The 26407-nt window shown below is 35.2% G+C and carries 18 protein-coding genes; 2 read left to right on the top strand and 16 right to left on the bottom strand.

Translation table 11 applies throughout. From position 1 onward, the window contains the following. Positions 1–87 precede the first annotated feature (87 nt). The 15 genes from AABD74_RS05515 to AABD74_RS05445 all read right to left on the bottom strand — a co-directional run bounded on the left by AABD74_RS05515 (position 88) and on the right by AABD74_RS05445 (position 22590). A complete protein-coding gene (locus AABD74_RS05515; protein WP_406844913.1) occupies positions 88–558 on the bottom strand; it encodes an OsmC family protein in 471 nt (156 codons plus the stop codon). A gap of 87 nt (positions 559–645) precedes the next feature. Continuing rightward, positions 646–1524 (bottom strand): alpha/beta fold hydrolase, encoded by an 879-nt coding sequence (locus AABD74_RS05510; protein ID WP_406844912.1) that lies wholly within the window; start codon positions 1522–1524, stop codon positions 646–648. Between the two features lie 169 nt (positions 1525–1693). Further along, a complete protein-coding gene (locus tag AABD74_RS05505; RefSeq protein WP_406844911.1) occupies positions 1694–2872 on the bottom strand; it encodes an aldose epimerase family protein in 1179 nt (392 codons plus the stop codon). A gap of 109 nt (positions 2873–2981) precedes the next feature. Further along, positions 2982–4490, bottom strand: a complete 1509-nt coding sequence (araA, locus tag AABD74_RS05500) for an L-arabinose isomerase (protein WP_232679528.1) — start codon at positions 4488–4490, stop codon at positions 2982–2984. 85 nt (positions 4491–4575) lie between these two features. Then, the gene (locus AABD74_RS05495; protein ID WP_232679530.1) at positions 4576–5277 is read right to left on the bottom strand and encodes an L-ribulose-5-phosphate 4-epimerase; all 702 of its coding nucleotides are present in this window, start codon (positions 5275–5277) and stop codon (positions 4576–4578) included. After that, positions 5261–6952, bottom strand: coding sequence for a ribulokinase (locus AABD74_RS05490; protein ID WP_406844910.1), 1692 nt, complete (start codon positions 6950–6952; stop codon positions 5261–5263). The genes AABD74_RS05495 and AABD74_RS05490 overlap by 17 nt, the downstream gene beginning before the upstream one ends. Before the next feature lie 167 nt (positions 6953–7119). Beyond that, on the bottom strand, positions 7120–9105 hold the full coding sequence (locus AABD74_RS05485; protein ID WP_406844909.1) for an alpha-L-arabinofuranosidase C-terminal domain-containing protein: 1986 nt from the start codon (positions 9103–9105) through the stop codon (positions 7120–7122). A 167-nt stretch (positions 9106–9272) separates the two neighbouring features. After that, complete coding sequence (locus AABD74_RS05480) at positions 9273–11255, bottom strand: glycoside hydrolase family 127 protein (protein WP_406844908.1); 1983 nt, start codon at positions 11253–11255, stop codon at positions 9273–9275. 13 nt (positions 11256–11268) lie between these two features. Beyond that, positions 11269–12249: an arabinan endo-1,5-alpha-L-arabinosidase gene (locus AABD74_RS05475; protein ID WP_232679538.1), complete on the bottom strand. Its 981-nt coding sequence runs from the start codon at positions 12247–12249 to the stop codon at positions 11269–11271. 130 nt (positions 12250–12379) lie between these two features. Then, the gene (locus AABD74_RS05470) at positions 12380–13324 is read right to left on the bottom strand and encodes a glycoside hydrolase family 43 protein (protein WP_406844907.1); all 945 of its coding nucleotides are present in this window, start codon (positions 13322–13324) and stop codon (positions 12380–12382) included. Positions 13325–13515: 191 nt separating this feature from the next. After that, complete coding sequence (locus tag AABD74_RS05465; protein WP_406844906.1) at positions 13516–15135, bottom strand: arabinan endo-1,5-alpha-L-arabinosidase; 1620 nt, start codon at positions 15133–15135, stop codon at positions 13516–13518. 12 nt (positions 15136–15147) lie between these two features. Then, positions 15148–16692: an alpha-N-arabinofuranosidase gene (locus AABD74_RS05460; RefSeq protein WP_232679544.1), complete on the bottom strand. Its 1545-nt coding sequence runs from the start codon at positions 16690–16692 to the stop codon at positions 15148–15150. A 60-nt stretch (positions 16693–16752) separates the two neighbouring features. After that, on the bottom strand, positions 16753–17763 hold the full coding sequence (locus tag AABD74_RS05455; RefSeq protein WP_406844905.1) for an arabinan endo-1,5-alpha-L-arabinosidase: 1011 nt from the start codon (positions 17761–17763) through the stop codon (positions 16753–16755). Between the two features lie 181 nt (positions 17764–17944). Beyond that, positions 17945–19504: a RagB/SusD family nutrient uptake outer membrane protein gene (locus AABD74_RS05450; protein ID WP_232679546.1), complete on the bottom strand. Its 1560-nt coding sequence runs from the start codon at positions 19502–19504 to the stop codon at positions 17945–17947. A 29-nt stretch (positions 19505–19533) separates the two neighbouring features. Further along, positions 19534–22590 carry a SusC/RagA family TonB-linked outer membrane protein gene (locus AABD74_RS05445; protein ID WP_406844904.1) on the bottom strand — a complete coding sequence of 1019 codons (3057 nt, stop codon included), beginning with the start codon at positions 22588–22590 and terminating at the stop codon, positions 19534–19536. Between the two features lie 559 nt (positions 22591–23149). Here AABD74_RS05445 and AABD74_RS05440 point away from each other — a divergent pair. Continuing rightward, entirely contained in the window at positions 23150–23839 is a 690-nt protein-coding gene (locus AABD74_RS05440) for an NrtR DNA-binding winged helix domain-containing protein (RefSeq protein WP_232679550.1), read from the top strand. A 409-nt stretch (positions 23840–24248) separates the two neighbouring features. Here the strand turns inward: AABD74_RS05440 and AABD74_RS05435 are convergent, their stop codons facing one another. Further along, positions 24249–25247, bottom strand: coding sequence for a GntR family transcriptional regulator (locus AABD74_RS05435; RefSeq protein WP_232679552.1), 999 nt, complete (start codon positions 25245–25247; stop codon positions 24249–24251). Between the two features lie 102 nt (positions 25248–25349). On the opposite strand from AABD74_RS05435, the gene AABD74_RS05430 reads away from it, so the two are divergent. Beyond that, on the top strand, positions 25350–26405 hold the full coding sequence (locus tag AABD74_RS05430) for an aldose epimerase family protein (protein ID WP_406844903.1): 1056 nt from the start codon (positions 25350–25352) through the stop codon (positions 26403–26405). The last annotated feature ends 2 nt before the right edge of the window (positions 26406–26407 follow it).

Raw genomic sequence — 26407 nt, 5'->3', positions numbered from 1 at the left:
CTTTTTTATGCCTTTTTTAAACCATATAAGTCATATAAGCAAATAAACTTTGCTTTTAAAAGCCCTGTATTTAAATGAACATATCACTTATATGGTGAAAACCTCACAACTCGCCTCATGCAAAACAGGAAAATTGCACGAATTTGCAATAAAGCACAATTGATTAGCTTTAAAATGTAGATCTAAAGCTAATTCAATTTGGTTTGGATTTGAAATTTTCACCTTCGGATATAATCTAACCTCAACAAAACGTCCGCTCCCGTCTGGAGAAACTTCGAGTGTGGCTTCGGCATTGTCTGAATACTCAAGAACTTCTATTTCGTTTTGAGAGCATACATATAAGTATGACATCATGTGGCAGGAAACCAAACTACTTAACAATAAATCTTCGGGATTGTATAATGACGGATCACCTTTAAAAGCTTTTGCTGCCGAAACATCTAAAACTGATTTTCCTTCAATTTTAATTTGATGGTTTTTATTATAAAGTTTTGACGTTGTTTCTTCTTGATTTTTATTTGAAGTCCAATTTAATGCCGCTTTGAATAGATGTTTCATTTCGCTAAATTAACATTTTATAAGTTGTAAGGAATTAATCTCGCAAAGACACGAAGCTGCCAAGAAAATAAAACTTTGAGTCTGCTTTTATTTACCCCATTTAGTCCAATCCGAATCTGGTCTTTTAAACGGTTCTGATAAAAACTTATTTACTAATGCATTAAATACTTCAGGATTTGAAGCCGGCGCAAAATGGGTTTCTCCAGGCATAATACATAACTGTGCCTTAGGTATGTTTTCAAAAATTTCTACCGAATGTTCATTTTTAATAATGTCTTTATCTCCTGCTATTATAAGCACTTTTGCTTTAATTTTTGATAAATCTTTAGTTACAATATTAGGTTGATCTACCAAAAGTCCGGCAAGTTGTTTTTGTAGATTCCAATTCTCACTAGTGTCTTTCTCTTTAATTTTCGACACAATCCTTTTTTTCATGTTCTCAACATCTTTTGTAGCCCACGAATTAACAGCTGAAGAATCAGGTCTTAAATTTGCCCCCATCGCTACAATTTTCTTTATTTTTGACTTACCTGAAATACCCATTTGTAAACCAACAATTCCACCATCACTCCATCCAATAATACTTATCGAATCTAGTTTTAACTGATTAACTAATCCCTCTATATCTTTTGTAATCTGAACGTATGTCAAAGAATCCGTTTTCAACTCCGATTTACCCTGCCCTCTATTATCAGCAACAATAACTCTGTATTTACTCTTAAAATAATCGATTTGATTTCCCATTGATTCAATATTTCCTCCATTTCCGTGAATCAATAACAAAGGTTCTCCTTTTCCATATTCTTCATAATAGATTTTAGCTCCATTGATTTCAGCAAATTTTCCAACAGCGGTATTTTTACCATAAGGCGTGTCAAATTTAAAATTCATATGAACCTGAGCACTTCCTATTGTACATATGGAATAGGTTAATAACAGAAGTAATAATTTAATTGGGTTTTTCATAAATAAAGAATTTTTATTATCGTTATTACACAAATGTAAGAAACAATTGAATAAATTAACAAAATCTTTATAAGTCGTAATATGCATTAATATTTACAAATAAAAAAACCTCGAAAACATAACTTTTCGAGGTTTCTTAGAGAATTAAACTAATAAACAAATTCTAAAACTATTTCTTTACTGAGAATTTAAAGGTAGTTTTAGTTTTGTACTTTTCTCCCGGGTTTAAAACCGTTGTTGGGAAATTTTTCTGGTTTGGAGAATCTGGATAATGTTCTGTTTCTAAACAAAGTCCGGTTCTGTGTCCGTATGTTTTTCCGTCGCGAGTTGGCAGAGTTCCGTCAAGGAAATTTCCAGAATAAAACTGAATTCCAGGTTCGTCTGTAGTCATTTCTAAAACTCTTCCGCTTGGTGCGTGGTATACTTTTGCGATGATTGTTTTTCCTTTTTCAGGATTGTTCAATACCCAGCAATGATCGTAGCCTTTTCCTCTTATTAATTGCTCATTTTTAACTTCGATGTCTTTTCCAATTAATTTTGGTGTTCTGAAATCGAAAGGTGTATTGGCAACATCTTCTAATTTTCCTGTTGGAATTAAAGTCGCATCAACCGGAACAATTTTATCTGCATTTAAAGTCAATTCGTGATCTAAGATTGTTTTAGAAAAATCTCCCGATAAATTGAAATAAGTATGCTGCGTTAAATTAATAACCGTCTTTTTATCAGTTTCAGCTTCATACAAAACTTCTAATTCATTATTATTTGTCAATGTATACGTTACAAAAACTTTTAGGTTTCCTGGGTATCCTTCTTCCATATCTTTACTTAAATAAGATAATTTTAAAGAAGCTGTTTCACCAGATTTTACCTCATCAGCTTTCCAAACTACTTTAAAGAAACCATTTGGTCCTCCATGCAAAGCATTTGTCTCATTATTTATTGCTAACTGATAATCTTTCCCATCCAAAGAAAATTTCCCTTTAGCAATTCGGTTTCCATATCTTCCGATAAGAGCTCCAAAAAATGGATTTGGCTTCTCATACTGTGCCAAAGAATTAAATCCGGTCACTACGTTTTCAGAAACCCCTTCTTTATTTGGGACTTTTAAATCAGTTATGATACCACCAAAAGTGATGATATCTACTTCCATTCCATTTTGGTTTTTCAGCTTATAACTGTCTATTTTTTCTCCTTTTGCAGTTGTTCCGTAAGAAGATTTTTCAATCGTTACTGCTGTTTTTTCATCTGAAACTGTTGAATCCATTTTTTTATCGCTTTTGCATTGAACTGAAATTATAGCCAGACCTAACAAGCCAATTCCAAAAATACAACGTTTTAATACATTCATAAATGATAATTTTTTAAGTTAGTAAAGTCTTAAAGTCGAAAGTCTTAAAGTCAATTGCTTCAAAGTAACTAAATCTTTAGGACTTTATGACATTAGACTTTTGACTAATTTATAGTCCGTGCTGAAACAAATGAAAGTAAGCTTCATTAGCATTGATCTTATCTTTAAACTCTCTTACCGTTGTTTTTTCGTCGATAACCAATAATTCGATTCCGGCAATATCTGCGAAATCTTCCATATATTCTGTTGTTAATGACTGGCTGTAAACGGTATGATGTGCTCCTCCGGCTAAAATCCAAGCTGTTGCAGCGATATCAAGGTTTGGTTTACAATCCCATAAAACTCTCGCAACTGGTAATTTTGGCAATTCAGCCATTGGTTTAACGGCTTCAACTTCGTTTACAATTAAACGGAAACGAGTTCCCATATCTACTAAAGAAACATTGATTGCATCTCCAGCAGGTGAATTAAATACCAAACGAGCAGGATCTTCTTTACCTCCAATTCCTAAAGGATGTACTTCGCAAGAAGGTTTTCCATCAGCAATAGAAGGACAGATTTCTAACATGTGCGATCCTAAAACATATGATTTTTGAGGCGTAAAATGGTATGTGTAATCTTCCATGAAAGATGTTCCTCCTTCAAGTCCGATATTCATAACTTTTAAAGCTCTTACCATTGCAGCGGTTTTCCAGTCTCCTTCTCCTCCAAAGCCATAACCATCAGCCATTAATCTTTGTGTCGCGATTCCCGGTAATTGTTTCCAAACTCCAAGGTTTTCAAATGTATCTGTAAAAGCTCCGAAACCTCCTTCTTCAAGGAAAGCCCTTAATCCTAATTCAATTTTTGCTGCTTCAACCAAAGAACTTCTTTGTGCTCCGCCTTCTTTTAAAGAATCAGTTAAAGTGTATGATTGTTCGTAAACAGCTAATAAATCGTTTAGCTCTTTGTCTGTTACTTTTTCAATATGTTTCGTAACATCTGAAGAATCGTATCCGTTTACAGAAACGCCGAAACGAATTTGAGCCTCTACTTTATCACCTTCTGTAACGGCAACTTCACGCATATTGTCTCCAATACGAGCAACTTTTAGATTTTGAAGTTCATCCCATCCTAAAACAACTCTTGACCAAATTCCTAATTTTTTCTGAACTCTTTCATCTTCCCAATGACCAACTACTACTTTACGTTTTTTACGTAATCTTGACATAATGAAACCAAATTCACGATCTCCGTGAGCAGATTGGTTTAAGTTCATGAAATCCATGTCGATAGATCCCCACGGAATTTCAGCATTATATTGTGTATGCAAATGGCATAATGGTTTTTTAAGGATATTTAATCCGCCAATCCACATTTTTGCCGGCGAAAAAGTATGCATCCACGCAATAATTCCGATACAGTTTTTAGCCGAATTCGCTGCTAAACAAACATCTAAAATCTGTGATGGAGATTTTACTACATCTTTATAAACCACTTTTACTGGAATTGAAGACGAAGCATCTAATCCTTTTGCAATTATCTGCGAATGTTCTGCTACTTTTCTTAGTGTTTCTTCACCGTATAATTCCTGGCTTCCTACTACAAACCATACTTCTTTTTGAGATATATCTATCATTGTTTAATCGTTATTTTGTTGAACTGTTTAATCGTTTTTCTACTTGATCTAAAATCTTAAATCAATAATCTGCAATCTAAAATCGCTACTGTCCGTAATACGAATCTTTTCCGTGTTTGCGGTTGTAATGTTTTTTAATTAATGAGTCTTTTAATCTTGGTGCTTTTGGATTTATTTGCAAAGTCAGATATGCCATTTCTGCCACAACTTCCAGAACTTTACTGTTATAAACTGCTTTTGCCGCGTTTTTTCCCCACGCAAATGGACCGTGATTTCCTATCAAAATCATTTCGACTTCTTCATAAGAAAGATTTTTTTCTTTGAAACAGTCCAAAATCTGAATTCCTGTATTGTGTTCATAGTTTCCTTCAATAAGAGAATCTGCCATCGGTGGCGCACACGGAATATCGGCTGTTAAATGATCTGCATGCGTGGTTCCGAAAATTGGAATATCTTGCTGAGCCTGTGCCCAAGCAACAGAGTAGGTTGCATGTGTATGTGCAACGCCGCCAATATTTGGCCAGTTTTTGTATAAATAAGCATGCGTTTTGGTATCTGATGACGGACGCATGGTTCCTTCAATAATATTGTTGTCAAAATCGACAATTACAATATCTTCCGGCTTTAAATCTTCATACGGAACACCGCTTGGTTTAATGGCAAAAACACCATTTTTTCTGTCCACGGCACTTACATTTCCAAAAGTATACACTACCAAATTCAATGCATTTAACTGCATATTGGCTTCATAACATTCTTGTTTTAAATCTTTATAAAGAGAGCTCATGTTGCGATATTTTAAGGTTTGGATCTGCAAAAGCACTTAATTGTTCGTAAGCAATCAGCAATTTATTATACGCCGCTACTTTATCTAATTGAGGGAAATATTCTCCGTCGAAATCACTTCCTATTTTTTGACTTGCTTCGATCACGTTCGGATAAATTCCGGCGGCAACTGCTGCATAAATTGCTGCTCCCAAAGCCGGAGTTTGGTCTGAAGCTGCAATTTTAATTGGTTTGTTTAAAACGTTAGCCAAAGTCTGCATAATGAAAGGAGATTTACGGGCAACACCTCCAATTCCTATAACGCTGTCGATTTTTACTCCTTCTTCTTCAAAACGATCTACAATTTTCTTCGCTCCAAAACAGATTGCGTTTACTAAAGCTTTAAAAATATGCGGCGCTTTTGTTCCTAAAGAAAGGTTTGAAATTGCACTTTTTACTTCCTGATTGGCATCTGGCGTTCTTCTTCCGTTGATCCAGTCCAAAGCGATTGGAAGACTTTCTGAAACTGGAATTTTCTCTGCTTCTTTCGTTAATTCAACAATTAATTTATCGCTGAATTCTTCTCTTAATTGCTCTTTTTGAGTTTCATTTAAAAGAGATGAAGAACCTAATAAATGTTCTGTCGGCCACATTAATAGTTCTTTGTACCAAGCCAATAAATCACCAAAAGCAGATTGTCCTGCTTCTAATCCGATAAAGCCTGGAATAACCGAACCATCAACTTGTCCGCAGATTCCGCGAACAGTTTTTGTTCCCACCTCATCATAAGAACCAACTAGAATATCACAAGTTGAAGTTCCCATAACACGAACTAAAGTATTCTCTTCAATTTTAGCACCAACTGCTCCAGAATGCGCATCGAATGTTCCAACGGCTACAACTGTTTCTGTCGAAAGTCCTAAACGATCTGCCCATTCTTTGCTTAAATTTCCAGCAACTAAATCTGATGTATACGTTTCATCATATAAGTTTCCGCGAAGCTGTGCTAAATACGGATGTAATTTTTCTAAGAATTCGACTGGTGGCAATCCGTTCCAGTCTGTGTGCCACATTGCTTTATGACCTGCAGCACAACGACTTCTTTTGAAGGTTTTTAAATCTTTATCTTCAATTAACAAATACGTCATTAAATCGCAGTGCTCCATCCAAGTGTGGGCTGCATTTCTAACCGCTTCGTCTTGTCTAGCAATGTGAAGAATTTTTGCCCAAAACCATTCTGATGAATAAATTCCTCCAACGTATTTTGTTACGTCTTCTCCGCCCCAGCTTACTGCCAGTTCGTTGATTTCGTTTGCTTCATTTATAGAAGTATGATCTTTCCATAAAACCATCATCGCATTTGGGTTTTCTTCAAATCCTTTTGTCAATGCTAATGGCGTTCCATCTTTTGTAACGGGAACAGGAGAAGATCCAGTTGTATCGATACAAATTCCTCGTACCAATTTTGGATCAACTTTACTTTCTTTTATAACGGTTTGAATTGTGATTTCTAAACCTTCGATATGATCCAAAGGATGCTGACGAAATTGATTTATAGATGCGTCACAATATTGTTTGTTTTTCCATCTTTTGTAATGAGAAACATTAGATGCTAATTCCTGTCCATTCTCAGTATCGATAAGCACCGCACGAACAGAATCTGTTCCGTAGTCTAATCCTATTACGTAATTTTTCATTCGAAATTAATTTTAAATAATGACAAATATAATTATAAATAACTTATAAGTGTACAAAAAACACTTAATAAAATATAGCTCTTGAATTTTTACAAATAATGCATCAAAACAATAGTTTAAGATCAAAACAAAAAATAAATGTTAACATTACATTTATTGTATTGAGATTATTTCATCTTAATTTTCAAAACTGTAACTGAATAGGCCGGAAAATCATATTGAACTTTATTCCCAGACACCTTAAATTCACTTTCTTTTGGGCTGATTTTAGTCGGATTTTCAAATGAATTCTCATCATTTATTCCTTCTCCCTTTAAAATTACTGCTGTTCCTTTTGAGTCTAATTTTGCTCCTTTTACATCAATTGAAACATTTTGAGATGCTGCCGATGTGTTTACGATTTTCAGAATTACTTCTTTAGAATTTACATCTTTTACCGCAGAAGCAAACAAATCATTTTGCCCAATAACCGCCTTTCCGTCTTTTGTAATGTTGATTAAATCTGTTCCTTTGTTATTTGAGAATAATTTTTGAACATAATAATTTGGGGTTCCGTACGATTGTAAATTGTTAAACCAAATCATGTCCGGCGTCCACTGCCATCCTTCTACGTGAGCTAATAAAGGCGCATACGATGTCAATTGAACAACCTCAGCATTACGTTCCATTCCGGTCATAAAAGCAGCTTCAGAGAAAGCACATTCCCAGTTGTTTTTATTATCCGGACTTGCAATTGCTACACTTTGCGCTGCGTATTCTCCGGCAAAAATCTTTGGACCTTTTCGGTCATAACTATCGTAACGTGTTACATTTTTACGAAACCAGGCCGGGTCTTTATAATAATGTTCGTCAACAATTTCTGCATTTAACTGCTTCAATTCTTTCATACCATAATCATAAAAATCTCCGTCAGGAAATGGCCCTGTTCCTGAAACAATTGTAATGTTTGGATATTTCGCTTTAATAGCTTTTTGAAAAACTTTGAAACGCTCGATATAATCTGGTCCCCATTGTTCATTTCCAACTCCAATGAATTTTAAGTTGAATGGTTTTGGATGCCCCATATCTGCCCTAACTTTTCCCCATGCGGTTTCTGCTCCGCCATTTGCAAATTCGATTAAGTCTAATGCATCCTGCACATAAGGATCTAACTGATCCATGGGAACTAATTGTCCTGTATTAAACTGACACGCCATTCCGCAGCTTAAAATTGGAAGCGGAGAAGCACCAATATCTTCTGAAAGTTGAAAATATTCGAAGAATCCTAAACCAAAACTCTGGAAATAATCCGGTGCAGGTCTGTGTGCAAATTCCATATTCCAACGGTTTACTGCCGTTTCTCTTTCTTCTACTTTTCCTACTGATTTTTTCCATTGATAACGTTCTGCCAATGTTCTTCCTTCAACTATACAACCGCCTGGAAAACGCAAAAATCCCGGTTTTAAATCGTATAATAATTGTACTAAATCTTTACGAAGTCCATTTTTTCTGCCCGCCCAGGTATCTTCAGGAAACAATGAAATATTATCCAGATCGATTACTCCGTTTCCTTCAAAAGTGATTTTCAGTTTGGCTTTAGCTTCTGTTGCATTTGATATTAATTGTGCGGTATAATTTGACCAATCTGCTGATGTTGGAACAACCAAAGTTTCTCCCAAAACTTTGTTGTCTTTGTCTATAAACTGAAATTTAATTTTCGAAATGTTTCCAGATACTTTTGATGCGTTTAAAGACAGATTGTATTTCAGGTCTTTTTTAATTCCCATTCCTCTGAAACCTTCATTTACCAATTGATAACCACTTGCATCATTAACCGTAACTCTGCAATAATTGTGATTGGTTCCTTTTTTAGAATATTGAATTACAGCTGCAATTCCAGATTGTTGGTTTAGCTTATGGCGGTCGCTGTTTGGCTCGTTCCACCCCATCATCGGAAACAGAAATTCGAACGATCTGTTTTTAATCATTTCGGCGTATAAACCTCCATCGGCAGCAAAATTGATGTCTTCAAAAAACACTCCGTACATCGTCGGTTGAATTTTGGTGATGGTTTTGGATGCATCAACCTGAAGATTGTTTTTTTGTGCCGATACGAAAAAACTGCTCAGCAATACTCCGCAAAGGGTCATTTTGGTAATTAATTTGGACTTCATTTTTTTGTATTTAATGTGTTTTTACGGCACGCAGATGACGCGGATAAAAACGGATTTTTAATTTTTTGTTCTCCTGCAAGGTTTCCAAAACCTTGTAGGTATTATTAAGTTCCTTAAGTTTAAAAATTAAACCTACAAGGTTTTGGAAACCTTGCGGGAATAGAATCTTAGTTCTTATAGTCCAACCAAACTTTCATTTTCCCAACTCCGCGATTTGACCAAGAATAATATGGAATTGCCTTGAATTTTGAATTTTCGATAACATTTACGCCCTGTAATAAATTTGCTTCCTTTTTTACTTTGAAAGTATCTCCAGATGCTACATTTATTTTATCGAAATTGGTTTTGTTGTCAATTTCTTCTACAGCATAAACGATTGGGCCATATTCTAAAGAGACTTTATTTTTATTGGTTTCTACTTTAGCATTCGTTTCTACTTCCTGAACTTCCATTGGAAAATTAAGATTGATTTTATCTCCTTTTTTCCAATTTCTTGAGATTACGAAATAACCATCTTGTGGCTGAATTGTTAATGTTTCTCCATTCAAACTAATGGTTGTTTTTTGAGTAGAAGCTTTTTTATAAGAATATAAATCTCCCGGCAAAACTTCATTTCTTGCCCAGCCCGGAACTCTTAGTTTGATTGTGAATTGACTTTCTTTTTTTGGATTTACTGAGATTGCTATTTTTCCGTTCCAAGGATAAGATGTTTGCTGTGAAATTTGTAAATCAGTTTTTCCTAAAGTAAAAGATGCGTTGTTTGAAGCATATAAATTCACATATAAAACATCTTTTGATTTTGAATAAATAAGTCCCGGAATCGACGGAATAAAACGAATTAAATTAGTTGGGCAGCAAGAACAGTCAAACCAAGCCTGACGTGTGCAGGAACCTCTGTTTGATTTAAAAACACCATCAGCTTCTAAAGCATTCGGATAGAAAAACTCTTTTCCATCTAATGAAATTCCAGAAATTAAACCATTGTACATGGTTCTTTCGATCACATCAAAATATTGTGATTTTCCGTATAAATTATGCAATCTGTGGTTCCAGTATACATCACCAATTGCAGCGCAGGTTTCGTTGTACGCGGTTAAATTTGGCAATTCATAATTGGCTCCAAAAGCTTCTCCGTCGTGTCTCGAACCAATTCCGCCAGTGATATACATTTTCTTGTTGACCATATTGCTCCACAAATTATTTACAGCATCTGTGTAACCTTTGTCTTTTGTCATTGCGGCAATATCTGTCATTCCAGCGTACATATAAACGGCTCTTACGGCGTGACCAACAACTTCATTTTGCTGTATAACCGGAATATGATCTTGCGCATATTCGCCATATAATTTATGATTGTTCGGATTTCCGCGATTATCTAAATAATATTTTGCCAATTTTAGATAATCTTCTTTTCCAGTAATTTGATACAATTTGATTAATCCAGTTTCTACAATTTGATGTCCGGGAACTCCTTTTACCTGACCGGGTTTATCGCCAAAAGTTTTCACTAATAAATCGGCATTTTTGATAGCAATATCAAGAAAATTTCTTTTTCCAGTTGCTTCATAATGCACAACAGCTGCTTCAATTAAATGTCCTGCATTGTAGCATTCGTGGCTAATTTGCAATGATTCCCAACGTTTTCCTTCAATAACGGGAACCCAAGGTGCTGGCGGTTTTGCCGGATTTATGGTTCTCCATGTGGTTAAATAACCGTCTTTTTCCTGACCAATTTTTACAATGGCAATTAGGGAATCCAGCACTTTTTCAAGCTTCGGGTTTGGAGCTGAAATTAAAGTGTTTGATGCGCCTTCGATAATTTTATAAACATCCGTATCGTCAAAAGGCATTTGCCCGCGAACTTCTCCTGTTTTTTGTTTTCCGGCAATTAAGAAATTTTCGAAACGTCCTTCTTCATTACATTTCTGAATCGCGTAAGCAATCGTAACTTCCTGCACTCTTTTTATAATGGGCAGCCAGAATGAATCTGTCAATTTTACATTTTGAATATTAACAGGTTCTATTTCATAACCTGCTTTTAAGGCCGAAGTTTTAGTAGACTGCACCACATCGTTTTTGGTTTCTTTGCAGGAAATCAAAATCAAAAGTGACATGAAAATCGTTACTATTGGTAAATTATATTTTTTCATTATTTTGGATATTCTATTTTAAAATCGGCCAAAAATCTGCGTCCCATTGCATTTCTTTTACTACTAATCTTGGCGTTCCGTTGGTTTTCTTTTCGTAGGCATGGTAAAAAATATAATCTTTCCCATCAAATGTATAAGCGCTGTTATGGCCTGCGCCAAAGTAATTTTCATCGCCCTGAACGACTAAACTTCCTCCGCCTTCGTTTAGTGGTTTTCCGTCTTTATCGAGATAAGGTCCGGTTACATTTTTAGCTCTTCCCACTACAACTTTATAAGTGCTTTTTTCTCCGCGACAGCATAAATCCCAGGAAAGAAATTGATAATAATATCCGTTTTTCTTAAAGATAAAAGGAGCTTCGAGCGCGCCGTCTCCTGGATCAGAATCGGCCAATTCAAAAGTTCTTTTACGTTTTGAAATTGTATGCCATTCCTGAGGGTGTGCTATCGACTTTAAATCGGGATTTAGTTTTACCATTTTTAATCCTTCCCAAAAAGAACCAAAAGCCAGCCAGGGTGTATTGTTTTCATCAAAGATTAAATTGGGATCAATAGCGTTCCACATATCACGATTGGGCTGTGATTGGATGACAATTCCCTGATCGATCCATTTGTAATTTTTATCTTTTGGATCTAATGTTGTATTCGTCGCAACACCAATCGCTGAAGTATTTTTAGCAAAAGCCGAAACTGAATAATACAGATAATACGTATTATTATGGAATGAAATATCCGGTGCCCAGATATGGTTTTTAAAATCGGCTGCAACGCCATCTGCCCAAACTGGTTTGTCTTTGAAAACTTGTGGTTCGGGATTCCAGTTTTTTAAATCCTTTGAACTAAAAACACTGATTCCGTTTCCGGTGCAATACAAATAATAAGTATCTTTTTGTTTGATGACAACGGGATCGTGTACTACAATTTCCTGCGCATACGAAACTAAACCAACCCAGAAGATTAGAACAGAAAGTACATATTTTATGTTTTTGTAAACCATATAAGTTATATAAGAAATTTAAGTTTGATTTTATCTGAAAACTTTTAGATCATATAAGCTGAGACTAAATACTTCCTCTAAAACCTGAAAACTGCGACTGAACACTAAAAATCTGAATACTGAACACTAATCATTGAATTCCCTCTGATGTCATTACGACACGTTTCATAGTTCCATCTTTGTTATAATATAATTTATCGACACAGACTGATCTTCTAAAGCTTCCTCCGTCGGGAATCGATGCTCCGTTGTGATAAATGAAATACGATTGTCCTTTAAAATCTATTATCGATTGATGATTGGTGTTGCTGTTTCCTGCTATTTCGTTTAAAATTCCTTTAAATTCCCATGGTCCGTTAATCGATTTACTCATAGCGTAGGCAATTTTCTCAGGAAATTCATAGGCATAAGACAAATAATACCAGTTTTTATGTTTGTGAATCCACGGTGCTTCGGTAAAATGGGGTAATTCTATATGCTGAATTTCACCGTCAAGTTCGATCATGTTTTCTTTTAATTTGGCATAATGACAAGCCGTGTTTCCCCAAAACAAATAAGCTTGTCCATTAGTATCGATATAAACTGTTGGGTCGATATCGTCCCAGCTTATATTAGAAAATTTGGTCATATCATTTGTAATTAAGGCTTTTCCCAATGCATCTTTAAAGGGTCCTGTTGGGCTGTCTGAAACGGCAACGCCAATTGATTTTCCTGGTGCAGAACCGTGTTCTACTGTTACATACCAATAAAATTTTCCGTTTCTTTCAATTACCTGCGAAGCCCATGCGTCGCTTTTTGCCCATTTAAAATCGGTTACTTTTAAGGGTACGGGATGCGATTCCCATTTTTTCATATCAGATGAAGAATATACCAGCCATTCGTTCATTTTATAGAAATGAAAATCATTTGGTGCTTCGTCATGACCTGCGTATAAATAGACTTTGTCTTTGTAAACCAATGCTGCGGGATCTCCGGTGTATTTATCTTTAATAATGGGATTATTTGTCTTTATCGACTGGGCAGTTCCTGCAATCGATAAAAGCAAAACGAAAAGGCTTGTAAATAGGTTTTTCATTTTTTATTGATATTTTTTTGCCACAGATTAAATGGATTAAAATGATTTGTTTTTAATCTTTGGCTTTGTTTTTTTGCCACGAATTGCACTAATTTTCTCGAATTTAATTTGTGGAGATTCGTGAAATTCGTGGCTTATTTTTCTCACGCAGATTTTTTAATCCTTTTAATCTGTGAAATCTGGCATATCTTTTAATTTATTTTCTTGCCCCAAACTGCTAATCCTGCGCTGTTTATTCCGGTGTAACTTAAAGTCACTTTTCTTGTTGCTGATTCCCAATCCCAGGCATCAACTACGTTACATTTAACTCCATTTATGGTTGCAATTTTTTTAGCAGCATCATACGACCAGGTTCCCGTTATATCACCGCTTACTTTTTTATCGGCAGTTAAATAAATCGTAACTAATTTCTGCATGGTTTTGTATTGATAATTCATCGTAATCTGTTCCCAGGTTCCCACTAAACTTGCGTCTGCAATTGTAGTTGTAGGAACTCCTGCATAGCGTTCCGGCTCTACAACCGGCCATCCGTCTTCTGTCCACTGAATACCATGAACATGTCCCATCATTACTGCATTTGAAACGTTGATTCCGGCTACGCCTTCCGGCAAACGAGCCTGCGAAGCATAAAACCATTGTTTGGTTGTTGGATTTTGAAAAACGGCACAATGTGAAAATCCAACCCAGCCTGTATGATTTTTAAACTGATACGGATGCGTTAACATTGGGTAACATTCTGCACCGTTTGTAATACTGATTCCGGTATTAGTAACATACGGCCCTAAAATGTTTTTTGAACGTGCTACACGGGTATTGTATGCCACTGATAATTCATCATAAGCCAGAAATAGATAATAATATTGCGTATCTGGATTGTACATAATTTCTGGGCCTTCGAGTGCCTGCCAGCGGTTTGTATTTACATTTCCGCGTCCGGCGATTCTTACTCCGTAATCGTCGATCGTTTTTAGTTTATCTGGTTTTCCTGTTGTTGGATTCAGTTTTAAAGCAGCAATTCCGGAATGCCAGGAACCGTAAATTAAATATTGCTCTCCAGCCGGAGTTTCGATAAAACTCGGATCAATTGCATTGAATTTAAAATACGCATCCCAATCGTTTCCTCCGTTTCGAACATAACTTTTTACACCGTCTGGTTCTGAGCAGACAACCATTCCTTTATCTGTCCAATTGTTTGAAGCTAAATCATTTGTTTCGGCCAAGCCAATAAAAGCACGTTCAGTCCAAGAAGTATTCGTATCTGTTCCCACAATTGGATTGGTCACTACAATACTATAATACATTCTGTAGATGTTTCCAACTTTGCGTACACAAGGTGCCCAATATCCATAATTTGGATTTTCTATTGGTGGAAGTGCCGGAGACATTCTCGCTCTTTTATTATTTAAGGAATCTTTTACCCAAGCCGGAGCCTGAGTCATAGAAGGCCCCATGAACTCCCAATTGATTAAATCTTTTGATCTTCTGTAGAAAAAATGTCCGTTACCCTCATGCGCATTTCCATAAGAAGCATCTGTTTGGTACATATAATAATAATCTCCGGATTTTTCTACTGATGGATCGTGTACATTGGCTAAATTCCATTGTGTTCTATTTCCCCAGCTTGCTATTGCCGTATAATTATCTGCATAAGTTGGTCCGGGAAAAGCCGGTGGTGTTACCACAGGCGGCGTAACCGGATCAGGATCTGGTGTTTCTAACGCCGGATCATCTTTGGAACAGCTTGATAAAACAGCCATCGCCAAAAATCCGATGAAAGGAACAATTTTTAAAATAGAATTTGATTTTTTCATCTTTTTATCTTTTTATTTTCCTTCTAAAACAATTACTGAGAAAGGAGGAATGGTGATTTCAAGTTTTCCTTTTTTGTTTTCGAAACCTTTAAAAACTGTTGGTACAATTTTATTTGGTGTATCAAATGAATTATAATCCTGCAGTTTTGCCGATGTTAAAACTGCTGCTGTAAAGTTTTTAACTCCAAGATCGTTTGTGTCAATTTCTATTTTGTTTTTGTTTTTGGCATCGACATTTACTACTGATATATGAACGGTTCCGTTTTTATCTTTTGATGCTGAAACGGATACTGCAGGAAGAGTCTCTCCTTTAACAGTATACAACGGTGATTGAAAACTGATTGGCAATAATTTTGCATCCTGGTGAACACTGTACATTTTCATTACATGATACGTTGGTGTTACAATCATTTTAGCTTTATCGGTAAGAATTACAGCTTGCAGAACGTTAACACATTGCGCCAGGTTTGCCATACGAACTCTGTCTGCGTGATTATTGAAAATATTTAAAGTTGCTCCGGCTAAAACAGCATCACGCATAGTATTTTGCTGATATAGAAATCCTGGGTTTGTTCCTTTTTCTACTTCATACCAGCCTCCCCATTCGTCTACAACCATAGCCACTTTTTTCTCAGGATCGTATTTGTCCATTATGACAGCATGTTTTGTAACCAGTTCTTCCATTTTTAAGGCAGACTGCATGGTTTTAAAATATTCTTCTTCAGAAAAATTAACTCCGTCTCCTTTTTTACCCCAGTCAATTACAGCATAATGATGAACCCCAACTCCGCCAAGCATATTTAGCGGAATGTTTTTCATTAAAACTTCAGTCCAGTTATAATCGGCACTATTTGCTCCTGACGCAATACGGGTAATACTGCCGGTATTATTCCAGTCAGACATAAATGTTGTAAACTTGCGGTATTCGCCTGCATAATAATCTGCTGTCATGTTTCCGCCGCAGCCCCAGGCTTCATTACCAATTCCCCAGAATTTTACTTTCCAAGGTTCTGTTCTTCCGTTCTTTTTACGTAAATCACTCATTGGGCTTTTACCTCCAAAATTGGTATACTGAACCCAGTCTGATAATTCCTGAACAGTTCCGCTTCCTACATTTCCAGACAAATACGGTTCGGCTCCCAATACTTCACAAAGGTTTAAAAAGTCGTGTGTTCCAAAACTGTTATCTTCTGTTACACCTCCCCACCATTGGTTTACAATTGTAGGTCTTTGTTCTTTTGGGCCAATTCCGTCTTTCCAATGGTAGGTATCGGCAAAACAGCCTCCGGGCCATCTTAAATTTGGGATTTTTAAATCTTTTAAAGCTGTAATAATATCATTTCTAACTCCTTTTGTGTTTGGTATTTTTGATGTATCTCCCACAAAAAAACCGCCGTAAATACAACGTCCCAAATGTTCTGCAAAATGTCCGTAGATATTTTTGTTGATTGTTGGGGCATCTGTATTATTTTTTATAGTGACAACCGTCGCGTTTTGGGAGAAAGCTGCCTGATTACAAACTGCAATAAGAAAGGAGATTAAAAGTGCTTTTTTCATAATGTATTTATAAGTTAAACAGAGGAAAGTTTTTAGGAAACTTTCCTCTGAATAGTATTTTTAATAAGAAAGTGTCGGCCATCCTGATGACCATGTAAAGTATACGATTTCGAGTTTTGGATTTCCATTATCGGCTCCATCATAATAATGAACAGATCCCTTTTGAGTTCCAGTGATTCTTGACAAATGACCCGGGCCAATGTAATTTCCTTGTGCAGCCAGAACTGTAGTTCCGCCGCCGCTTTTTAAAGAAACTCCGTTTTTATCAACAAAAGGTCCAAACGGACTTGTCGAACGGCCTACTACAATATAATAGGTGCTATTTACACCATTACAGCAGGTTCCCCTGTTTACAAACATATAATAGTAGCTCCCTTCTTTTATTAGACAAGGCGCTTCCCATGAAGCGCTGTTTCCGCCGGCAACAATCGTTTTGCTTCCGGTAGTTTTTCCTGTTGAAGGGTTAATTTGGATTACTCCAATTCCGGCATGCCAGGAACCGTAAGCCATATATACATTGCTTCCGTCAACTAAAATAGAAGGATCGATAGCATTTACATCTGAAGATGAAGACGAAGAAACTACTACTCCGCGGTCTGTCCAGGTTGTTCCGGCACTTTGAGAAATAGCAGGCGCGGTAACCAAACCAATTGCAGAAGTAGCAGATCCAAAAGTAGAACAGGAATAATACATATTCCAGCGATTGTTGAACCATGCCAGATCAGGAGCCCAAAAGTTTTTGGTAAAACCAGGTACATATCCTGTAATCCAGCTTGGGGTTGACGTAAAAACCGAGGTTCCCCAAGTCCAGTTTGTTAAATTTGTTGAATAGGTCATAGGGATATTATCTCCTGTTGTAAAAACATAATAATTAACTCCGCTTTTTATAATTGTGCTAGGATCGTGAGACGGAACATTTCCGCTTACTGTTTTAGCTGTTAGATTTTTTACCTGAGAATTTTGAGATTCTGCAGCAGCTGCCGTACTCTCATTCGAAGGGATTATAACATCTTCATTTTGACAACTTCCTAATAATATTGCGAATAAAACCAAACTTGCAATTGTTTTCATTTTTTATAATTTTTAGTTACTGTTTCAATAATTAATCTTGTAATCTCATTTCTTTTTATAATACCACATGACAGATTATTCATCTGCCATATGATATTAAGTATTCTAACTAACTCAAATATATTCTTAATCTCAGTTTACAATCACAATTTACAATGAGACTGGGACTGAGACTGAAAACTCAATAACTGTCATTCTGTTTTGTTCCCGGATTATTGTCCATTTCTAACTGCGGAATTGGAAAATATTCACGTCCTGCTGTATACGAATTAAACTCGGCATCTCTTGCTTTCAGCCATGCTAATTTTGCAGGGTTTTGCAGCCATCCCCAACGGTGTATGTCATCAAAACGGTGGCCTTCCAGAGGAAATTCTAAAAATCTTTCGTGTCCAATTTGTTCTCTCATCTGGTCCTGGCTCATTCCCGGTTTTGTAACTGATAAATCCGGCAGATTAACTCTGTTTCTAACCATTTGAATGTATGCGTATGCTCCAGGTGTATCTCCTGTTTCATTTAAAGTTTCGGCATACATTAAAAGTATATCGGCATATCTTAACAATCGTTCGTTAATTCCCGAACGCCAGTCGTATTCGTCTGCAAATTCACCGTCAGAATTTTGGTATTTTCTGCAGAACAAATCATTTAAATCTCCTGGGCTTGAGGCATAAAAAGCAGCAAAATCTCTTCCATATAATTTTGTTCCCGGTTTATTGTAAAATATTGTGGCATCTAAACGGGGATCAACTTCTCCTGTTTTTGTTTTTTCTTCCTGAAATTCGTTAAATAATGCCCATGTTGGCTGCACATCTGTCCATCCAAAAGCCCTTGGTGCATAAGTAATCGCACGGGCAGAAGTTTTCCCCCAGCCAGATGCGGGAGCACCTCCCCAGCCTAAATCTACACCGCCGGCATCTCTGCTGAATTGTACTTCAAAAAGAGATTCTGAATTGTTTTCGTTTGCTGTTGTAAAATTGTCTCGGTAGTTTGAAACCAAAGAATAAACTCCTAAATCAATTACTTGTTTAAAAGCAGTTCTGGCATTTGTAAAATCTTTAGTAAATAAATATGCTTTTCCCAGATATCCTAAAGCGGCACCTTTTGTGGCACGTCCTTTTTGGCCTGCATCCAGACCTGTAATGCCAACGTAAGAATTAGGCAGTAATTCAGCTGCGGTTTTAAAATCAGCAATAACCTGAGCCCAGCCTTCTTCATTTGTTTTTTGTGGATGATATACTCCAACATCTACAGGAACTGGTACATTTTTAAACATATTTACCGCATGAAATAAATACAGTCCTCTTAAAAAATAGGCTTGGCCTAAAATTCTGTTTTTGAGTGCTGCATCTTCAAATTCAATATCAGGGACATTTGTTAAAACCTGATTGGCACGATAAATACCCTGATAATAGGTTTCAAAAGCCCATCCGTAAATAGCAGCATCAGCTACATTTGAGTTAAAATGTCCAACATTATACATCGAACCCCATGGGCTATTTGTACGTGCGTCGTCTGCTCTTGTGTCTAGTAATAATGGTGTACTTCTCATGTAAGTACCATCTGTTAATAAACTTCCGTAAGCGGCATTTACACCTTCAAGAGCGTCCTGATCTGTTTTCCAGAACGAATCGACTGCATCATTATTTGGGTCTATCTGGGTCAAATCTTCATTATCAACACAGCTGGTTGTTACAACAGCCAATGAAAAGAAAATTGCTATATAGTTAAATATTTTATATTTCATTTTAATACGTTTTTAGTTGGTTAGGCTAGTTAAAAATTTACTTCAACACCCAAAGAAATTGTTCTTGGATTTGGAAAAGATCCTGCATCATATCCTCTTGAAAGTAGTCCGTCACTGTTAAAATCAGGATCGTAGCCTTTGTATTTTGTGATCGTCAATAAATTCTGTCCATTAAGATATACTCTTGCCTTGTCAATAAATTTGTCTTTTAGAGGAATATTATATCCCAATTCCATGGTTTGTAATCTTACATAATCACCACTTTCAATAAATCGGTTTGAGTCTCTTGAATTTCCATTAGGATCACCAATAACCGGGGCCGGAACGTTAGTATTTGTATTTGTAGGTGTCCAGTAATTCAATTCGTCTGTGTGGTGGTTTGTATATTGCCCAATCATCAAATTACGGTACATGGCATTGAAAATTTTATTTCCGCCGCTGCCCTGCCAGAACATTGAGAAATCAAAATTGGCATAAGAAGCGCTAAAATTCATTCCGAAACCGTATTTAGGAATTGATACCCCTTGAAAAGTTCTGTCGGCATCTGTAATTGCCCCATCACCGTTTACATCTTTAAATTTAATATCGCCGGGAGCTGCGCCTGTTTGTGTTGGAGAAGCTGCAACTTCTGCTGCATTCTGGAAAATACCAATAGCTTCCCATGCAAAAAGTTCACCAACAGATCTTCCTACTTCTGTTTTTGAAACTGCTCCATAAAGTGGGTTTGAATTCACTCCAATTTTAGTAACTTCATTTTTCAACGTTCCAAAATTTCCTGAGATATCATATTTAAATTTATTATGATGATTACTATATGATGCTGTAAATTCAAAACCAGAATTCTTCATATCACCTGCGTTCGTTGTAATATTTGCAGGAAAAGCCCCTGTAGAAAATGGCAATGGCACTCCAACCAACATATCAGTAACTTTTTTATTAAAATACTCAGCTGTAAACTGTAAGTCATTGTCTAAAAATCCTAATTCTAATGCGATATTTTTACTAGTTGTTTTTTCCCAGTGTACATTCGGATCAAGTGCAGCAACCACAGTTGTTCCCGGAGCAAGCGAGTTATTAAAATCATAACCGGCAAAACTGTTTACTGTCGAAGCAAAAAAGTACTGAGGAATTGTATTATTTCCAATTGTACCATAACCTCCACGAAGTTTAATGTTGCTTACCCATTTTGGCAATTGTAAAAATTTCTCGTTACTAATTTTCCAACCTCCTGAAAATGAATAGAAGTTTGCAGAATTATTTATTTCACTAAAAAGAGAAGTTCTGTCTTGTCTAAAATTTGCCTGCAATAAATACCTGTCATCATAATTATAGTTTAATCTGCTGATGTATGAGATTCCTGCAATTGTAAATTTATACTCACTTGCATTTCTGGCATCAGCATATTGAAGCATCGGAATTTCTCCTGGCGTATAACCTACACCTCTTGAATTATATCTGTGATAGTCTCTTTTTTCCTGAATCCAACCTGCAAGAGCGTCAATTTTATGTTTTCCAAGCGAAACTTCATAAGTCAATAAGTTATTCACAAAAGTTCTTAACTCATTACCTGTTTCTACATCTAAAGAAGCTTCGTCATTTGTAGTAATATAGTACCAGCCTAAATCACTTGGCGGAATAAATTTTCTGTTTTCCCAGTCTGTTCTGTCGTAACTTACATCCAGTTTATATTTAAGACCTTTAACAATCTCAAGTTCTCCCCAAACATCTCCAATAAAACGGTTTCTTTTTCCGTTGTTGGTAATCAAATTATTATAACCAATCGGGTTCATTGAGATTGCTCTTTGCGTTAAGTTATCTGTACCGCCGTATCCGCCCAATCTGTTAGAATCATAAACAGGCATTGTTGGAACCGCGCCTAAAATGTCGCTGATAACGGTTTGTCCCGCATTGTATTCATTAAAAATTTCTTTATCAGATTGTGTATAGGCCATTTTTATACCATATTTAAATTTTCCTTTTTTACCATTCAAATTCAAATTAGTTGACAGTCTCTCATAATCCTGAGGTGTTTTAACATAACTGGTGTTTTTAAAATAATCTATATTAAAACTGTATGCTATGTTTTCTGCACCTCCGTTAAGTGTAAGAGCCTGATTTTGTACAACTCCTGTTTGTAACGCTTCTTTCTGCCAGTCTGTGTTTACATTTGTAATATATGAAGGGCTGTTAGGATCATTTCCCGGTGCAATACTTACCGGAACACCAGCTCTGATGTCCCTGTTTCTTTCGGCCTCGCTGGTAATTTTTTGATAGCCCGCACGATCTGTAACATCCCATTTTTTAGCTACATTCTGAAGTCCCACGATTGATTTGAATTTAACATCCATTCGGCCTGCTTTACCTTTTTTTGTTGTAATAATTACAACTCCATTGGCACCGCGAACACCATAAATAGCAGCCGAAGAAGCATCTTTTAAAACCTGCATCGATTCAATTTCTCCCGGCGCAAAATCGAAAGGAGCATCGACCATAATACCGTCAATTACAAAAAGAGGATTGTTATTAGTGAATGAAGTTATACCTCTAATCTTGATATTTACAAATCCTCCGGGTTCTCCTGATGATTGTACTGTTACACCCGGAACCTGCCCTTGAAGCATTTTGGCGGCATCATATGTAACCGTTTTTTTAGCCGATTCCATATTTACGACACTCACAGATCCTGTTAAATCAGATTTCTTTTGAGTTCCGTAACCAATAACAACTACTTCATTTAATTTGTTTGTGTCCTCGCCTAATGCTACGTTTATTTTTAATTGATTTCCTACTGAGATTTCACGATTTTGAAATCCTATAAATGAAAAAACTAAAACATCTGTCGAAGATGCTTTAATCGAATACTCTCCGTCAAATCCAGTTGTGGCAACTGTTTTGGTTCCTTTTATCAAGATGTTTACCCCCGGCAAAGGCAGATTGTCTTGTGCCGAAGTAACAACTCCGCTAATCGTTTTGCCTTGAGCCGACATTTGATTAACAGAAAATATTAGCATGCAGATTGCTAAAATCCAGTCTTTTTTTGGCAATAAAAAATTGCTGTAAAAAATTAATTGTTGGTTTGTTATCATACTGTTTGTTTAAGGTTGGTTTTGTGGTTAGTAAATAAGTGTTAATATTACATTTGTAAATTTAAATAAAAAAAAGACTGAAAAACAAATTAATATGATAAAAAAATAACTAAAAAAAAACACATATCACAAATTAAGTGTATTATTAACATTTAAAAAATTGAGGTTTTTTTCAAAAAAAAGGTAATTTTTACAAGTTATTTGTGTAAAAAATACACTTTTAATCAAAAAGCCCATTTTTAATCAAAAAAACAACAGCATGAAAGAAGGTATAAATGAGTTGTTTTTTAATCACTTAAATTCTATTAAGCCTTTGTTTTTGTAAATAAATACCTATTTAAAAGTTTCTTGTTTTTGGCTTTTCTTTAAAAAACTATCCTGTATCATCCTGTTTTTGACCTAAAAAAATCTTAAAAAAGAAAAATGAATGTTATTTTTGTGCAAAAAGTGATTTTTTTAACTCTATTTTTGAAATGTTATTTGTGTAAGTGTAAAATCTACATTAATAAATTATGAAACATTTGAGGAAGTTTATATCTTTACCAATAAAATATTGAATATGTTAAACAGTTATAGCTCTGTCGATAAGGTTTTACTAGCGGTAGATTGCATTATTTTTGGATTCGACAATGACGGTTTAAAAATACTTTTAATTCAAAGAGACTTTGAACCTGAAAAAGGAAAATGGTCTTTAATTGGAGGCTTTTTAAAACGTGATGAGGTTTTAGATGATGCTGCTATCCGAATTTTAAATACATATACAGGTTTGAATGATATCTATATGGAGCAGTTATATGCTTACAGTGAAATTGATCGTGACCCCGTCGAAAGAACAATTTCGGTTTCGTATTTTGCTTTGATTAATATCGAAAACCACAATGCAGAACTAATTCAAAATTATCATGCAGAATGGTTCCCTATAAACGATGCGCCGCACTTAATTTTTGACCACAACGAAATGGTTGAAAATGCCATAAAAAGACTTCGTTACAAAACTTCGATAAAACCTATTGGGTTTGAACTGCTTCCGGAAAAATTTACTATGCGCCAGCTATTAGAACTATACGAAGCAATTTTAAGCAAAGAATTAGATAAGAGAAACTTTATCAGTAAAATAAACTCTCTTGAAATTCTGAATAAACTGGATGAAAAAGACATGCAGTCGTCCAGAAAAGGATCTTATTTATATACTTTTAATAAAGAAAAGTATGAAGAGAAACTTTTAAACGATTTTGTATTGAATTTATAAAAGTCTCACGCAGATTGTAGATTTTAAGTTTAGCCACAGATTAAAAGGATTAAAATGATTTTTTTAAATCTGTGTGAATCCTTTTAATCTGTGGCAATATCTATAAAAAACAAAACCCTGAAATCCACAATTTTCAGGGTTTTTTCTTCAATAAAACTACTATTAAAAAAAATAAACAAAATTATTTATTATCTTTTTAACCTTTCTTTTAAGCAATCATTATGAACATTAATCGCTAAAACAAATTAATAAGTGTGAAATATACATTTGCAAATGTAAACAAAATATGTTTCCAAAAACAAGAAATTATTTTTTATTTTTTTTATTAATTTACTAATAGATTTTTTAAACCAAAAGCCGTTTTGTTGTAATATAAACAATCTCTTTGCTAAAATTCTTTGCCGGCTCATTACAAAGAATTACGCATAATCAAAGATGATTTATTTTCGATTTGTTCTTTTTTTCCTTTAAGAACCATTTCGGCCAGGATTTTTCCCATTGCTTCAAAATGTGTAGAAATAGTTGTAATTCCGCTGGCGGCAATTTTTTTCAGCGGTGTTTCATTATAGGATATAATTCCAAAATCAGATCCGAGTTTTAAGTTTTTATCCCTGGCGTTTTCGATTACGCGAACTAAATCCCGATCATTCGGAATTATATATAAATCTCCCGCAGTAATTTCTCTGTTAGTAAATTCGGCAATAACTTCAGATTCAAAATTATATTCAGCACAAAAATCTTCAAAACCCAATTTCATTCCCAGCGGTTCGCGAAAACCCGGAAAAATCAAAATCAGTTTTTTGTATTTGCGCAATCGCTCTTTTCCCCTTTGCAGTCCTTCAAAAATATCTTTTTGGTGATTTTGATAAATTGCCGGATATATTTTCAAATCTGGATTAGTCTGATCCAGTATAATTACGTCACCTACTGGTAGGGTTTTTATCGAAGCAACAATATCTTTTAAATTTGTAGGCATCAAAATGTATTTGGTATAATTGCCGTTGCTGTCATTTATCAGCTTTTGAAAAACCTGACTATTAAAATGGTGAAAGAAAATATCGACCTGAACATTTTTTCCAATGCTGTTTAAAAAGGAGTTATAAATATCTTCTTTAAAAATATTAAGTTCATCAAAAAGCAAAAAAATCTTTTGTTTTATAGTGATTTCAACGCTTTTAACGTAATATCCTTTTCCGGGAATGGCATAAATAATCCCTCTTTTTTTGAGTTCATCATAACCCAGTAAAACTGTGTCGCGCGATAATGAAAACGCCAGACAGACTTTGTTTACTGATGGCAGCCTGTCGCCTTTTACTAATTTTTCTTCTTCAATTGCTTTTTCTATTGAAAGAATTATCTGCTTATATTTTGGAAGACCAATGTTGTTTTGAATCGAAATTATATTCATAGGAAAAGATAAATTTTGTGCAATATACAAAAACTGGTAGGTACTGGTATGCAAAAACAAAGAAATCTTTTATTTTTGAATTTCACTTTTGGCAAAATTTACATGGAAATAAAACATAAATCGCATTTAAAGGAAACTTATAATTCTAAATCTTTTGGTTTGATGCCAGATCACAGCGAAATTCTTTCTTTTGAATTATCGAATAAAAAAGGCATGAAAATTCAGATTACAAATTATGGAGCGACCGTAACGTCTTTACAAGTTCCTGTTTCTAACGGAAATCTTATTGATGTTGTTTTAGGTTTTGATTCTGTTTCTTCTTATTTAGAATCTTATTTGCTGCCAAGTGCTCCTTATTTTGGAACAACCGTTGGACGTTATGCGGGAAGAATTAATAAAGGAACTTTTTCATTAAATGGAAAAACCTATGAATTGACTAAAAACAATAATGGGAATTCGCTTCATGGCGGAAATAATGGTTTTGGAAAAAAAGTATGGAATGTTACGAATCAAACTATAGGTGAAAATCCTTCGATAACTTTTAGTCTTATAAGTGAAGATTTAGATGAAAATTATCCGGGAGAATTACACGTTGATTTAACGTATACTTTGACAGAAGACAATGAACTGAAATTAGATTATAAAGCGGTTTCAACAGAGGATACTATTATAAATTTAACGCATCACAGTTATTTTAATCTGGACGGACACGATGGAAGTGTTTTAAATCAGACGGTTTTTATTGATGCCGAAAAAATAGTAGAGACAAACCACGAGAATATTCCAACTGGTAAATTTATCGATCTTACAAATCATGAATTTGATTTTAGATCCGCTAAAAGTTGTCCGGCCTCAATAGATAATTCTTTTGTGATTGAGCAGTCAAACAATGCTGTTGCAGCTTTATTCAGCTCAAAAAACAATTTAAAAATGAGTGTTTATACCAATCAGCCAAGTGTACACATATATGTAGGCGGAAACTGTTTTGATATTTTAAAAGGAAAAAACGATGTTGTTTACCATAAAACAAGCGGTATTTGCTTTGAGACTCAAAATTTTCCAGATGCTCCAAATCAGGCACATTTTCCAAATTCTATTTTGAAAAAAAACGAAGAGTATATTCAGAAAACTATTTACAAATTTGAAAATATAAACTAACT

The sequence above is a fragment of the Flavobacterium soyae genome (assembly GCF_045348165.1).
Lineage (GTDB): Bacteria > Bacteroidota > Bacteroidia > Flavobacteriales > Flavobacteriaceae > Flavobacterium > Flavobacterium soyae.
Note: the sequence above shows the minus strand (reverse complement) of the source record. Positions and strands in the feature narration are given on the sequence as shown.